The following is a 14,341-nucleotide window of genomic DNA, read 5'->3' on the forward strand; positions in this document are numbered from 1 at the left end:
GGCGAGTACTACCGCCCGCAGGCGCCTAGACTGGCGCCATGGATACCGCACTCGCCCTCGACACTGCCGCCTGCGATCGCGCCCGCCTGGCCCGTGATGCACGCTTCGACGGCGTATTCTTCACCGCCGTGCGCAGCACCGGCATCTACTGCCGGCCGGTGTGCCCGGCGCCGCCACCGAAGCCACGCAACATCACCTATTTCCCCACGGCAGCGGCCGCTGCGTCCGCCGGCTATCGCCCCTGCCTGCGCTGTCGCCCCGAGCTGGCCCCGCTGGCACAACAGGCGCTGGCCGGACAGGCCGTGCAGCGTGCCCTGGCGCTGATCCATGCCGGCTTCCTGCAGGACCAGCCGGTGGCCGAGCTGGCAGGAAAGATCGGCCTCAGCGCACGCCAGCTGCAACGCCTGTTCGTCGAACGGCTGGGCGCAACGCCAGGGCAGATCCACGCAACCCATCGCCTGCTGCTGGCCAAGCAGCTGCTGACCGAAACCACGCTGCCGGTGACCGACGTGGCACTGGCCGCTGGTTACAACAGCCTGCGCCGCTTCAATACGGCATTCCTGCAGGGCTGCGGCATGGCGCCTACCGTACTGCGCCGCCAACACCATCCCCTGGCCGCCGACGATGGCGGGCTGGTGCTGCGCCTGGGCTATCGACCGCCGCTGGATTTCCCCCGCATGCTGGCCTTCCTGCGCAAGCGCAGCCTGCCCGGCATCGAACTGATCGGGGAAGACAGTTACCAGCGCGTGTTGGGCACAGCCGAGCGCCCCGCCCTGCTGCGCGTCACCGCCGACCCGAAGCGGCCCGAGCTGCGCCTGCAACTGGGCGCGGTCGACCCACGCCTGATTCCGGACATCGTGCGCCGCGTGCGCCGCGTGTTCGACCTGGACGCCGACCTGCAGCAGGTGCACGCAGCGCTGGGCGACGAACCGCTGTTGGCGCGCGGCATCGCCGAGCGCCCCGGCCTGCGCGTGCCAGGCGGATGGGACGGCTTCGAGGTGGGCGTGCGCGCGGTACTGGGCCAGCAGGTCAGCGTGGCCGCGGCCACCACGTTCGCGCGTCGGCTGGTCGATGCCTACGGTGCGCACCTGCCCGGCATGCCGTCCGAATTCGACCGTCAGTTTCCAGCGCCGGACGCACTGGCCGACGCGCCGCTGGAATCGATCGGCCTGCCACGCAGCCGCGCCGCCACCGTGCGCGCCCTCGCCGCAGCCTGCGCCAGCGGCCAGCTGGACTTCGGGCCGGGGCAGGCACTGGAGGAATTCGTCGCCCGCTGCGTGGCCCTGCCCGGCATCGGCCCGTGGACGGCGCAGTACATTGCCCTGCGCGGGCTGGGCCAGCCTGATGCCTTCCCCGCCGGTGACCTGGTGCTGCAGCAGGTGCTGGGCCACGCACAGGGCCAGCGCCTCAGCGAACGTGCCACCGAGGCCCGTTCGCAATCATGGCGCCCGTGGCGCGCCTATGCCGTGCTGCATCTGTGGCACCTGTCCGGCACGTTCGTTGGAGAACCCTCATGAACCTGTTGTTCGATCGCTTCGATACACCGATCGGTGAACTGACCATCGCCGGGGATGAGAATGGCCTGGCCCACGTCCTGTTCCCGGAAAACCGCCATCCTGCGCGCGGTCGCGAGCACTGGCATTACGCGCCCGGCGCATTGCCGGAGGCGCGCGAACAGTTGCTGCAGTACCTGCACGGTGAGCGCAGCGGTTTCGACCTGGTGCTGGCACCGCATGGCACGCCGTTCCAGCTGCGCGTCTGGGATGCGCTGGCGTTGATTCCCTTCGGCCAGACCTGGAGCTACCTGCAGCTGGCGCAGCAGTTGGGCCAGCCGACGGCGACCCGTGCGGTCGGCGCGGCCAACGGCCGCAATCCGTTGCCGATCGTGCTGCCGTGCCATCGCGTGATCGGCAGCAACGGTACGTTGACCGGCTTCGGTGGTGGCCTGGAAACCAAGGCAGCGTTGTTGCGGCTGGAGCAGCGACAGGCACCGCTGTTTGCATGAGGGTTGGAGGCAGGGCTGCGCCCTGCACCCGCTACAAGCCAGAGCAACATCAACGTCGACATCAACGTCCAAAGCGGGCTATCCGTGGGTCGGCGGGTTCCCGGTTACGTTTTGATTCGTTCCGGTAGATCCACGCCATGCGTGGATGGAAGCATCCGTAATCTGTCTGGAGAAGAGCCCCCTTGTTGTTCAAGGGGGCGCGCCAAAGGCGCGGGGATAAGGTGAAATGCGCGGACACGCCAGCACGCCAACGGCGGGATGGCGTGTTCAAAGGGGCGCGCCAAAGGCGCGGGGAAGGTGAAATGCGTGGACACGCCAGCGCGCCACAGGCGCGATGGCGTGTCTTGGGTACGTCATTGCTGCGGATTATCATGGCCGGATGACTTCCGTACGCCTGACCTGCACGCTGGCGCTGCTGCTGCCCCTGGCCGCATGCACCACCACGCCTTCGCCTTCGACAACCATCGCTGCGCCTGCCGCGGAGGCGAATACGCCGCCCGCCAGCCCGCCGAAGCTGCTGCTGATCTCCATCGACGGCCTGCGCGCTGATGCTCTGGATCGCGGCCTCACCCCGAACCTTCAGCGGATCATCGACGGTGGTGTGCGTGCGCGCTGGATGACGCCCTCCTATCCCTCGCTCACCTTCCCCAACCACTACACACTGGTCACCGGCCTGCGTCCGGACCACCACGGCATCATCAACAACAGCATGGACGATGCCGCGCTCGGTCGCTTCGCGCTGCACGACCGCACTGCGGTGACCACCAGCGGATGGTGGGGCGGCGAACCGATCTGGGTCGGTGCCGAGAAGGTCGGTGTACGCACCGCCACCACCTCATGGCCGGGCAGCGAAGCCGAGATCCAGGGCACACGGCCCAGCCAGTGGCGCATTTACGATGCCAAGGAACCGCTGGAGCAGCGTGCGCAGACGGTGCTCGACTGGCTGTCGCAGACCGATGCCGATGCGCCGCGCCTGACCACGCTGTACATGGAGCACGTGGACAAGGCCGGCCACAACTTTGGCCCCGAATCCAGGCAGTACACCGAGGCCATCGTGCATGCCGACCGGATCATCGGCCAGGTGCTCGATGGCCTGCAGCAGCACGCCCTGGCCGACAGCACCAACGTGATCGTGGTCTCCGATCACGGCATGGCGTCGGTACCGGAGGGCCAGGTGATCGCCCTCGAATCGATGGTTGACCCTGCCATCGCGCGCAACGTCAGCGCAGGCCAGTCGGTCGGCTTCGCGCCGGTGGTGGGACGCGAAGCAGAGGCCGAGCGTGCCCTGCTCGGTCGCCACGCACACTACGAATGCTGGAAGAAGGAGAATCTGCCGGCCCGCTGGCATTACGGCACCCATCCGCGCGTGCCGGCCATCGTCTGCCAGATGGATGAAGGCTGGGACGCGCTGACGCGCGAGAAGATCGCCAAGCGCGAGCACGCCGATCGCGGCTCACATGGCTACGACAACGCGTTGCCGTCGATGCGCGCGGTGTTCGTCGCCCGTGGCCCTTCATTCCGGCAAGGCCTGGTGATCGACGGTTTCGACAATGTCGACGTCTACCCGCTGCTGGCACACCTGCTGCAGGTGCCGGAAGCGGCCAACGATGGCAACGCGCAGACGCTGCAGAAAACCCTGCGCTGATCGTGGCGCCATGCCCTGGCCATGGTCAAAAAAAAACGCGGCGCCGAGCGCCGCGTTTTTCTTTGGACCGGTCGGTCGGCGGATCAGCCGACCTTGGCCACTGCCTTCTTGGCCACAGCCTTCTTCGCCGGAGCCTTGGCCACGGTCTTCTTGGCAACCGGGGCGGCGGCGCCTACGGCGACCTTGCTCGCGGTGTGCGAACGGGCGTTGCCGTAGCTGGCGTTGTAGCGCTTGCCCTTGGCGGTCTTGCGGTCACCCTTACCCATGTCTTCAACTCCTCAAATGTGAAATCTGGTTACCCCGTACTGACACGGGTTCGGCGGGGCCGCCTTGCTGGGCGCCCCCGCGCACGATCGGAAAGCCTACCACGGAGCGCCTAGTGCGCGCAGCTGGCGTCATGCACGTGGCCGTGGTTCAGGCGCAGGTTGACCAGGTGCGCGATGCCGACCAGCAGGCCGCCCAGGGTCATCACCACCGCATGCGGCACCGCGTTGTGGTGCAGCGGGTCGTACAGCACGCCGGCCCACAACGCGACCAGGCCGGGAATCAGGAACGCCAGCGCACGCAGCGCCCCATGCCGCCGATAGCCCCAGACCAGGCTGAACAAGCCCAGCAGGGTCACGAACACCACCAGCGCCTTCTCCACGCCATCGCTGAGCCAGAAGGACAGGCCAAGCGACGGGGCCGCTGCCAACAACAGTGGAATGACCGCGCAGTGCACCGCGCAAAGCATCGAACCGGTGGCGCCGAAGCGATCGAGCAGGTGGCGCAGGCGTGAGGGCAAAGGCATGACTTCCAGCAGGGCGACGAATCGTTATGGAATAATATAACATCGTTTCCCGACCCGCACGGTTCCCCTCCCCCTGTCCCGCCGACGGGATTCGTGCGCCACCCGATTGATACAATGTAACAAAGGACCGCCCATGCCCACCCGTCACCCTCGCCTCAAGCCGCATTCCCTGGCCTTGGCGCTTGCTGCGCTGCTGCCCTCCGTCGCCTTTGCGGCCTCCGACGATGATTCGCATCGTGACCGCCACCTGACCGAGCTGTCCTCGGTGCAGGTCACGGCATCGCCGCTGCAGGGTGATGCCGAATCGCTGGCGCGCCCGGTCGAAGTGCTGTCCGGTGAGCGCCTCGATGAGCAGAAGGCCGGCACCCTCGGTGACACCGTCGCCAAGCTGCCCGGAGTGCAGAGCACCTTCTTCGGCCCCGGCGTCGGCCGCCCGATCATCCGTGGCCAGGAAGGTCCGCGCGTGGCCGTGCTGTCCAACGGCATGGGCAACATGGACGCCTCCACCGTCAGCGCCGACCATGCCACCAGCATCGAGCCGTTCCTGGCCGACCAGATCGAAGTACTGAAAGGCCCGGCTACCCTGCTGTTCGGCAGCGGCGCGATCGGCGGTGCGGTGAACGTGGTCGATGGGCGCATTGCGCGCGAACTGCCGGATCGTCCGCTCAGCGGCCGTGCCGAGCTGCGTGGCAATTCGGTCAACGACGAACGCAGCGGCATGTTCCGCCTGGACGGCGTAAGCGGCAATGTCGTGCTGCACGTGGATGGCCTGGTGCGCAATGGCGATGATTTCCGCATTCCCGGCTACGCGGTGATCGACGGCCTGGAAGACCACCACGATGACCACGACCACGCGGGCGAGGAAGGCGAAGAGCCGCGTCGCGGCCGCCTGGACAACAGTTCCATCCGCACCCGCGCCGGTGGCGTCGGCGCCACCTGGCTGGGCGAAGGCGGCTACTTCGGCGCCTCGGCCAGCACCTACCGCACCAACTACGGCATCCCCAACGGCGCCCACGTGCATGCCGACGGCGATGGCCACGACCATGATCACGACCACGACCATGGCGAGGAGGAGGAAGGTGAAGAGCACGACGTGCGCATCGACATGGTGCAGAACCGTTTCGAGACCAAGGCCGGCATCTACAACCCGGCATCGTTCCTGAAGAACGTCAACGCGCGCGTGGCCTACACCGACTACGAACACGTGGAGCTGGAAGCCGGCACGCCGTCCACCCGCTTCACCAACCGCGGCATCGAAGGCCGCCTGGAAGCGGTGCAGCAGCAGATCGGCGGCTGGGACGGCGCCTTCGGCCTGCAGTTCGGCAACAGCGATTTCGGCGCCAAGGGCGAAGAAGCGTTCGTGCCCGATACCGGAACCAAGAACATCGGCCTGTTCGTTCTTCAGGAAAAGCAGTTCGGCCCGTTCAAGCTGGAACTGGGCGGTCGCCACGACCAGGTCAAGCTGGACCCGACCGGCGACTACCGCCGCCGCAAGTTCGACGCCACCAACCTGTCTGCCGCCGGCATCTGGAAGCTCAACGATGCGGTCGACCTGCGCATCGGCGTGGACAGCTCCGAGCGTGCACCGACCAACGAGGAGCTGTACGCCGCCGGTGCGCACATCGCCACCCGTTCGCTGGAAATCGGTGATGCCAACCTGAAGACCGAGCGCGGCCAACGCATCGAACTGGGCATCCACACCCACAGCGAGCGCCTGGACTTCTCCGCCGCGATCTACCAGACCAGGTTCAAGGACTTCATCTACCTGGCCGACACCGGCATCACCGAGAGCCTGCCGGTGCGCACCTGGACCCAGCAGGACGCGGTGTTCAAGGGCGCCGAAGCCGAAGCGCTGGTGCACCTGTTCGAAGGCGGCGCCGGCGATTGGGACCTGCGCGTGTTCGGCGACTACGTGCAGGCCAAGCTGGACGGCAACGGCAGCCGCACCCTGGACATCGCCGTGCCGCACGGTGACCACAACCACAACTACAGCGTGGAACTGGCCAACACCGGTTACCTGCCGCGCATCGCCCCGGCCCGTGTCGGCGCCGACCTGCGCTGGGCGAAGGATGGCTGGCGTGCCTCGGTGGGCGCGGTGCGTTACAGCCGGCAGAAGGACGTTGCGCAGAACGAGGAGCCGAGCAACGGCTACACCCTGGTCGATGCGCACCTGGCCTACCGCTGGGACCGCAGCGACAGCAACAGCTACGAGTTGTTCCTGGATGGCAGCAACCTGACCAACCGCGAAGTGCGTCCGCATACCTCGCTGCTGAAGGATTACTCGCCGCTGCCGGGTCGTGGTGTCGCCTTCGGGATCCGCGCGTTCTTCTGATGAGGCATCCACGCATGGCGTGGATCTACTGACGTGCATCCACGCAGGGCGTGGATCTACTGAAGTGCATCCGCTCGTGGTGTGGATCTACTGACTTTGACGGCAGCACGCTGTCGTTCTCTCCCGGGGGGCCAGGTTGGCCCCCCGTCTTTTTTGATGACCTCGATCGATCATCACGCATCCGTCACAAAGATGTGCGTACGACAACAAGCGGACAATCCCGTCGCCATCTGTCTCTCGCCATCCGGACATTTGTGTCCGAAAATGAAGCCATGACCACCCAACGTGCCGATGCCGCTGCCCGCCGAGCCCTCATCCTCGATGCTGCCGACCATGTGTTCGGCCAACACGGCGTCACCGCGCCGCTGGACCTGGTGGTCGAGCGTGCCGAAGTCGGCCGCGCCACCCTGTATCGCAATTTCCCTGACCGCACCGCGCTGATCCAGGCGCTGCTGCAGCGCACGGTCGACCGCATCCGCCGCCAGGTCGAGCAGCTTGGCGACCGCGACGACGCCCTGTTCGAGGTGTTCGAAGGCATGGCCCAGCGCATCGTCGATTCGCCGGCTCTGGCCGACTACTGGCGCGCGGTCGATTCGGACGTGCCGGCCATGCGCACCGCACGCGAGACCGTGCGCGACCTGCTGGAAGCCCCCATCGCCCGCGCCAAGGCTGCTGGGCTGTGCCGGCCCGACCTGGAGAAGACGGATATTTCACTGATCTCGGGCATGCTGGGCGCGGCCCTGCGCGGCAAGACCCGCGATGAGCGCGCCCAGCTCGCCGGGCGTGCCCTGCAGCTGCTGCGCGGGGGACTCCAGGGAGCAGCCAGCGGGGAACGCTGATGGTGCAGCCGTACCTCAAGCCGGTTCCGGATTGGGAGGAGCACGAGAAGCCGACCATGCCCGGTTCGGCATCGATGCCTTGGCACCCGCCTTACCGGCGTGCAGCCTATGCACTGGTGTCGCTGCTGGTGGCCATCACCGGTGGCCTCGGCAATGCGCTGGTAACGGCCAACCTGCCCTTCCTGCAGGGGCAACTGGCGCTCACCCCCACCCAGGGCAGCTGGCTGGTGGCTGCCTACGCCATGGTCAACGTGACCGCCAACCTGCTGGCCTTCAAGTTCCGCCAGCAGTACGGCATCCGCCTGTTTGCCGAGATCGGCCTGGGGCTGTATGCGGCGCTGGCGGTGCTGCACCTGTTCGTCGGCAGTTTCGAGACCACCATGCTGACCCGCGCCGCCAGCGGTTTCGCCGGCGCGGCCTGTTCGACGCTGGGGACGCTGTACATGCTGCAGGCGCTGCCACGGCGATTCACCGGCAACCTGCTGGTGATCGGCGTTGGCCTGTCGCAGCTGGCGGTGCCGATTGCCTGGATCGTCTCGCCCGGCCTGGTCGATACCGGCCAGTGGCACCAGCTGTATTCGTTCGAAGCAGGACTGGCGCTGTGCGCGTTTGCCGCCGTGGTCGTGCTGAAGCTGCCGCCGGGCATCCAGGTCAAGGCCTTCGAACCGCTGGATTTCCTCACCTTCGCCCTGCTCGCGCCTGCCGTCGCCCTGCTGGTGGTGGTGCTGGCCCAGGGCTACACGCGCTGGTGGTTGAACACGCCGTGGCTGGGCTGGGCGCTGATCGCCTCCATCGTGCTGACCACCACCGCACTGATCATCGAACACTACCGGCGCAACCCGCTGCTGCAGATCCGTTGGCTGTCGACCCTGCCGGTGATGCACTTCATCGTCGGCGCCTTCCTGATCCGCTTCCTGACCACTGAACAGTCCTACGGCGTGGTCAACCTGATGCGCACGCTGGGCATGGGACCGGACCAGATGCGGCCGCTGTTCGTGGTGATCCTGGCCGGCGTGGTCACCGGCATCGCCGGTGCGTCACTGACCTTCGGCCCGAAGCGCCTGATTGCGCAGTTGCTGATGGCGATCCTGCTGCTGGGTGCCGCCGCGTTCTTCGACCAGCACCGCACCAGCCTGGATCGCCCGCACGACTTCTACATCAGCCAGTTCCTGGCGTCGGTGGGCGCCGGCATGTTCATGGGCCCGCTGATCATGCTCGGCATTTCCGCCGCGTTGAAACAAGGCGTGGACCACATGATCACCTTCCTGGTGACATTGTCGATCACGCAGACGCTGGGCGGACTGGCCGGCTCGGCCGTGCTGGGAACATTCCAGCTGCATCGCGAGCAGCTGTATTCCAGCGCGCTGACCAGCCAGCTCGATCCAGCCGACCCGGTGGTGGCACAGCGCCTGCGCATCCAGCAACAGCTGTACGCAGCGCAGATCACCGACCCGGTGCTGCGCAGTGCCCAGGGCAGCGCGCAGCTGGCGCAGACCACCCGCCGCGAAGCCAACGTGCGAGGCTTCAACGATGTGTTCACCCTGAGCGGCTGGCTGGCAATCGGTTTCCTGTGCTGGTTGCTGCTGCTGTCGCTGCGTACCGCGGTACGCAAACAGTGGCGCAGGCGCCATCCTTCCTCCCCCGCTGCGGCTGCGACCGCGGCACCGCGCTGAGTCCACCGTCATGCCTCCCGTCCCGCCCCGTCCAGACGACACCGACGCTGCCGAGAACGTCACCCCGCCGCCACCCACCGACGCGGCACCGGCGGCGACGCCGGCCGCGCCCGCCGCCGCGCCGAAGTACCTCAAGCCGAGTTCGCGCAGCGTGGTGGTGATGGTGGTGGTGGCCCTGCTGGGCATCGCGCTGATCCTGCGCGCCTGGCACCTGTGGCCGTTCACCAGCAGCGTGATGGTGACCGACAACGCCTACGTGCGCGGTCAGATCACGGTGATGGCGCCGCAGGTGAACGGCTATGTGACCGACGTGCTGGTGAAGGACTTCCAGCACGTGAAGCAGGGCGAGCCGCTGCTGCGCATCGACGACCGCATCTACGCGCAGCGGGTGGCGCAGGCGCAGGCCACGCTGGACAGCGCGCGCGCGGCCCTGGCCAATTCGGACCAGTCGCAGGCGCAGAACCGCGCGCAGATTGCTGCGGCGCGGGCCACGCTGTCGGCCGGCCAGGCCGAGCTGCAGCGCTCGCGCAACGAGGCAAAGCGCTACGAGGAACTGGCGGCGCAGCAGCTGGTGTCCATCAACGACCGCGACAAGTTCCGCACCAGCCAGGCCTCGGCGCAGGCCAGCGTGCAGCAGTCGCAGGCGCAGATCCGCATCGCCGAAGAAACCCTGGTCTCGACCCAGGTCTCGCGCAAGAGCCTGGAAGCGCAGGTGGAAAGCGCGCAGGCACAGCTTGAGCTGGCCCGCATCGACCTGGCCAATACGGTGATCCATGCGCCGCGCGATGGGCAGATCAGCGAAGCCAGCGTGCGCGTGGGACAGTACGTAGCCGCCGGTTCGCAGCTGCTGTTCCTGGTGCCCGACGCATTGTGGGTGGTGGCCAACTACAAGGAAGGCCAGACCTGGCAGATGAAGATCGGGCAGCCCGCCTCGTTCTCGGTGGATGCGTTCCAGGGCCAGGTGCTGCGCGGACGCGTGGAGCAGATCGCGCCGGCCACCGGATCGGAGTTCAGCGTGCTGCGCCCGGACAACGCCAGCGGCAATTTCACCAAGGTGGTGCAGCGGCTGCCGGTGCGGATCTCGATCAACGGGAACCAGGAACTGGCGGCGCGGTTGCGGCCGGGCATGTCGGTGATCGTGCGGGTGGATACCGCGTCCAAGCCGATGGACTAGGGCGCCGGCCCGGTGGAGTCGAGCCGTGCTCCATGCTCGGCTGCATTGTTATGAAATGGGGTCAGATCCCGAGGAAGCCGGCCAGCGGCCGGCACTACCCTCGCATCAACCTGCGCAACGGGCGCAGAGTCCGTGTACTTCCAATGTCTGTGCCTGCGGTTGGAAGCCGAGCTCCTTGGCCCGCTTTTCCAGCTGGGTCACGATCTCGCGGTCTTCCAGTTCCACCGCGCTGTGGCAGCTGTTGCAGATCAGGAACGGCACCGAATGGGCCGCACTGCTGGGGTGGTGGCAGGCCACGAAGGCATTGACCGATTCCAGCTTGTGCACGAAGCCATTGGCCATGAGGAAGTCGAGCGCGCGGTACACGGTGGGCGGGGCGTCAGCGCCCACACCCTTGCCGTTGCGCACCCACTCCAGCAGCTCGTAGGCCTTGACCGGCTTGCCGGCCTCGGCGATCAGCTTGAGCACGTTGGCGCGGATGGGGGTCAGGCGCAGCCCGCGCTCGCGCGAGACACGCTCGACCACCGCCACGAAATCCGACGCGTCGTGGACATGGTGGTGCGGGGCCGTACAGGCGGTTTTGGCGGACATGCGCGTTCTCCAGTTCGGGCGTGGGCCGCAGGGCTCAGGCCGTTGCTACCTTGGTGATGGCCACATCGATGCGTTTCAAGGCCTGCTCGCGGCCGGCCAGGTACACGGTATGGGAAATGTCAGGGCTGACCTGGGTGCCGGTGATGGCCACGCGCAGCGGCTGGGCGACCTTGCCCATGCCCATTTCCAGCGCGGCGGCGGCATCGTGCAGGGCCACGCCAACGGCCTCGGCGGTCCACTCCGGCAGGGCTGCCAGCAGCTCGCGGGCCTTGCCCAGCGGCAGTTCCGCACCGGCCTTGAAGTGCTTGGCCACGGCCGCTTCATCGTATTCGTTCAGCGGCTGGTACCAGACCACGGCCTTCTCGGCCATTTCCTTCAGGGTCTGCACGCGCTCGCGCAGGGCGATCACCACGTCCACCGGCGCCGGGCCAGCGGCCACGTCCAGGCCCAGCTTCTGCAGCTGGTAGACCAGGTGCGGCACGATCGCGGCCGGCTCCTCGGTCTTCAGGAAGTGCTGGTTGACCCAGCCCAGCTTGGCCATGTCCAGGCGCGAGGCCTTGGAATTGCAGTCCTTCACATCGAACAGGTCGATCAGTTCCTGGCGGCTGAACAGTTCCTGGTCACCGTGCGACCAGCCCAGCCGGGCCAGGTAGCTCAGCAGCGCATCAGGCAGGTAGCCGGCGTCCTTGTACTGCATCACGTCGGCCGCGCCGGTGCGCTTGGACAGCTTGGCGCCCTGCTCGTCCAGGATCATCGGCATGTGGCCGAACTTCGGCACCGGTGCGCCGATGCCTTCGTACAGGTTGATCTGGCGCGGGGTGTTGTTGATGTGGTCGTCGCCACGGATGACTTCGGAGATCTTCATGTCCCAGTCGTCCACCACCACCGCGAAGTTGTAGGTGGGGTAGCCGTCTGGACGGAAGATGACCATGTCATCCAGCTCGCTGTTGGCGATCTCGATGCGGCCCTTGATGAGATCATCGAACACCACCGTGCCTTCAAGCGGGTTCTTGAAGCGGATGACGCGGTTCGGGTCGTCCCTGTACGGCAGGCCCTGCTCGCGGGCAGCGCCGTTGTAGCGCGGCTTTTCCTGCCTGGCCATCGCGGCCTCGCGCATGGCGTCCAGCTCTTCGCGGGTCTCGTAGGCGTAGTACGCCTTGCCGTCGGCGATCAGCTGCTCGGCCACTTCCTTGTACCGGGCGACGCGCTCGGTCTGGTAGAACGGGCCTTCGTCGTAGTCCAGGCCCAGCCACTCCATCGCCTCCAGGATCGCATCGATCGCACCCTGGGTGCTGCGTTCACGGTCGGTGTCCTCGATGCGCAGCACGAACTCGCCGCCACGATGGCGGGCCTCCAGCCAGCAGTACAGCGCGGTGCGGGCGCCACCGATATGCAGGTAGCCGGTGGGACTGGGGGCGAAGCGGGTGCGGCAGGTCATGGAGGGCTCGAGGAACGGGTATCCCCCGATTTTACCAGCCCTCCGCCCCCTGCGGAAAAAGGGGACGGAGGGGGGCAAGTCACTATTGCCGCGCTCCCGGGAGAACGCCGATGCAGCGGAGGGGAAACACGACTTGATCCCCTCCGTCCCTTCTTCAGGGCTCGGGCTTGCGCGGGAACGGCTGCTCGCGCATGGCAGCGTGGTAGGCGAAGGAGGCAACGATGGCGGCAGCCTGCTTCAGGTCTTCCGGTTCGGCGTGGTCCCAGGTGTCCAGGTGGCTGTGGTGGACGTTGCTGAAATAGTCCAGCTTGTCCTGGATGAACTGGAAGCCCGGCAGGCCGATGCGGTCAAAGCTGATGTGGTCGGTGCTGCCGGTGTTGCGGGTGGCCACGGTGGTTGCACCCACGTCATGGAACGGGGCGAGCCAGGCTTCGAAGATCGGCATCGCCGCCAGGTTTTCCTGTGCGTAGATGCCACGGAAGCGGCCCGAGCCGTTGTCCATGTTGAAATAGACCTGGAACTTGCCGTAGTCGCGGGTCTTCTGCAGGGCACCGGTCGGTTCGCGCAGCGAGGCCGGCAGCGCCTTCTGCGCCGGGTCGGTGGGCTCGGGGAATCGACCGAAGTGCTTGGCCACGTAAGCCTGCGAACCGATCAGCCCCTGTTCCTCGCCACTCCACAGCGCAACCCGGATGGTGCGCTTGGGCTTGGCGCCGCTGGCCTTGAGGATGCGCATGGCCTCCATCATCACCGCCACGCCGGCGGCGTTGTCGGCCGCGCCGGTGCCGCTGTGCCAGGAATCCAGGTGCGCGCCGATCATCACCACCTCGTCCGGCCTGCTGCTGCCACGGATCTCGGCCAGGGTGTTGTAGCCGGGCTGGTCGGCCTCGTCGGTGAAGCGTGCGGCCACATCCACGCGCAGGCGCACGCTCTGCTTGGCTTCCAGCGCGCGTACCAGCGGATTGAAGTGCTCGGCGATCATCGCCAGTTCGGGAATGCCGACCGCTTCACCGGCCTTGCGCGAGCCGCCACCGGCCACGCGGATGATGCCGTTGTCCCAGCTGCTGATGCTGATCGAGGCCAGCGCGCCTTCTTCAACGAAGAATGCGTTGACCTTCGCCGCCAGCGCCTGCTTCTCCTGGTATTCCTTCACCCGCTTTGCGCGATCGGCGGCCACGTCCTTGTCCTTGGGCAGGGTGAATTCCTGCAGGCCTTCCAGCGAGGTGGCGTCGTGCCGGTGCGAATCGGCGTCGGTGCCGCGCTTGTATTCGCGTGCCTCACCCAGCAGCAGGATCTTTCCACGCAGCTTGCCGCGATATTTCTCGATGTCCTCGGGCTTCTTGATGTCCACCTGCAGCAGGTCGCCCTCGACCGGGCCGTTGGTGCCCGGCGTCCACGCCTTGGGCAGCGCATGCAGTGGCTGCACGCGATCGCCCAGCATCTCGACGCTGGCCGAGGTGAATTCCCAGCCACGGCCGAATTCGTCGAAGGCTTCGTCATGGACATTGTCCAGCTTCCATTCGCTGAACTTGCCGCGGGTCCAGGCGTTGGCACGCCCCATCGCCGGCGAATTGGTCAGGCGCGGCCCGATGCGTTCGGTGAGGTAGCTGAAGGTATCCATCACCTGCGACTTGTGGAACGCCTGCTGGCGGATCTTGCCGACCATGTCCAGGTCCACCGGCTCGCGCTGCTGCGCCACCGCATTGCCCCCCATCGCCAGCGCTACTGCCAGCACGCCCCACTTCAGCCCGCTCCACGTCAACACGCCGCACCCCTGCCTTTCGGCTCGATCATCATCCGCTCGAGTCTAGCCAGCCGCGGCGCCCGGCCCCCGTCCCATCGGTCATGGGCATCTGG

General features: G+C 66.9%; 12 protein-coding genes. 7 read left to right on the plus strand and 5 right to left on the minus strand.

What is annotated here, in order from left to right; genetic code table 11:
- Positions 1 to 38 precede the first annotated feature (38 nt).
- The 3 genes from K5K93_RS06180 to K5K93_RS06190 all read left to right on the plus strand — a co-directional run bounded on the left by K5K93_RS06180 (position 39) and on the right by K5K93_RS06190 (position 3,650).
- Positions 39 to 1,517 (plus strand): DNA-3-methyladenine glycosylase 2, encoded by a 1,479-nt coding sequence (locus K5K93_RS06180; protein WP_222390164.1) that lies wholly within the window; start codon positions 39 to 41, stop codon positions 1,515 to 1,517.
- A complete protein-coding gene (locus K5K93_RS06185) occupies positions 1,514 to 2,005 on the plus strand; it encodes a methylated-DNA--[protein]-cysteine S-methyltransferase (protein WP_222390166.1) in 492 nt (163 codons plus the stop codon). Before K5K93_RS06180 ends, K5K93_RS06185 begins: the two co-directional genes overlap by 4 nt.
- A gap of 379 nt (positions 2,006 to 2,384) precedes the next feature.
- Positions 2,385 to 3,650 (plus strand): ectonucleotide pyrophosphatase/phosphodiesterase, encoded by a 1,266-nt coding sequence (locus K5K93_RS06190; RefSeq protein ID WP_222390167.1) that lies wholly within the window; start codon positions 2,385 to 2,387, stop codon positions 3,648 to 3,650.
- An 83-nt stretch (positions 3,651 to 3,733) separates the two neighbouring features.
- Here the strand turns inward: K5K93_RS06190 and K5K93_RS06195 are convergent, their stop codons facing one another.
- Both K5K93_RS06195 and K5K93_RS06200 read right to left on the minus strand, forming a co-directional pair.
- Positions 3,734 to 3,916: a 30S ribosomal protein THX gene (locus tag K5K93_RS06195; RefSeq protein ID WP_222390169.1), complete on the minus strand. Its 183-nt coding sequence runs from the start codon at positions 3,914 to 3,916 to the stop codon at positions 3,734 to 3,736.
- A gap of 110 nt (positions 3,917 to 4,026) precedes the next feature.
- A complete protein-coding gene (locus K5K93_RS06200) occupies positions 4,027 to 4,440 on the minus strand; it encodes a MerC domain-containing protein (RefSeq protein WP_025879338.1) in 414 nt (137 codons plus the stop codon).
- 133 nt (positions 4,441 to 4,573) lie between these two features.
- Here K5K93_RS06200 and K5K93_RS06205 point away from each other — a divergent pair, with 133 nt between their 5' ends.
- The 4 genes from K5K93_RS06205 to K5K93_RS06220 all read left to right on the plus strand — a co-directional run bounded on the left by K5K93_RS06205 (position 4,574) and on the right by K5K93_RS06220 (position 10,458).
- Positions 4,574 to 6,772, plus strand: a complete 2,199-nt coding sequence (locus K5K93_RS06205) for a TonB-dependent receptor (RefSeq protein WP_222390170.1) — start codon at positions 4,574 to 4,576, stop codon at positions 6,770 to 6,772.
- A gap of 272 nt (positions 6,773 to 7,044) precedes the next feature.
- Positions 7,045 to 7,611, plus strand: a complete 567-nt coding sequence (locus tag K5K93_RS06210; RefSeq protein WP_025879336.1) for a TetR/AcrR family transcriptional regulator — start codon at positions 7,045 to 7,047, stop codon at positions 7,609 to 7,611.
- Positions 7,611 to 9,284 (plus strand): MFS transporter, encoded by a 1,674-nt coding sequence (locus tag K5K93_RS06215; RefSeq protein WP_222390171.1) that lies wholly within the window; start codon positions 7,611 to 7,613, stop codon positions 9,282 to 9,284. Before K5K93_RS06210 ends, K5K93_RS06215 begins: the two co-directional genes overlap by 1 nt.
- Positions 9,285 to 9,294: 10 nt before the next feature.
- The gene (locus K5K93_RS06220; RefSeq protein WP_222390172.1) at positions 9,295 to 10,458 is read left to right on the plus strand and encodes an HlyD family secretion protein; all 1,164 of its coding nucleotides are present in this window, start codon (positions 9,295 to 9,297) and stop codon (positions 10,456 to 10,458) included.
- A 105-nt stretch (positions 10,459 to 10,563) separates the two neighbouring features.
- On the opposite strand, the gene K5K93_RS06225 is transcribed toward K5K93_RS06220, so the two are convergent.
- The 3 genes from K5K93_RS06225 to K5K93_RS06235 all read right to left on the minus strand — a co-directional run bounded on the left by K5K93_RS06225 (position 10,564) and on the right by K5K93_RS06235 (position 14,198).
- Positions 10,564 to 11,049 (minus strand): Fur family transcriptional regulator, encoded by a 486-nt coding sequence (locus K5K93_RS06225; protein ID WP_025879333.1) that lies wholly within the window; start codon positions 11,047 to 11,049, stop codon positions 10,564 to 10,566.
- Between the two features lie 34 nt (positions 11,050 to 11,083).
- The gene (gltX, locus tag K5K93_RS06230; protein WP_033830686.1) at positions 11,084 to 12,487 is read right to left on the minus strand and encodes a glutamate--tRNA ligase; all 1,404 of its coding nucleotides are present in this window, start codon (positions 12,485 to 12,487) and stop codon (positions 11,084 to 11,086) included.
- A 154-nt stretch (positions 12,488 to 12,641) separates the two neighbouring features.
- Complete coding sequence (locus K5K93_RS06235) at positions 12,642 to 14,198, minus strand: M20/M25/M40 family metallo-hydrolase (protein WP_051562478.1); 1,557 nt, start codon at positions 14,196 to 14,198, stop codon at positions 12,642 to 12,644.
- Between the last annotated feature and the right edge of the window lie 143 nt (positions 14,199 to 14,341).

Origin of the sequence: Stenotrophomonas sp. DR822, assembly GCF_019793815.1 — a bacterium.
Classification (GTDB): Bacteria; Pseudomonadota; Gammaproteobacteria; order Xanthomonadales; family Xanthomonadaceae; genus Stenotrophomonas; species Stenotrophomonas indicatrix.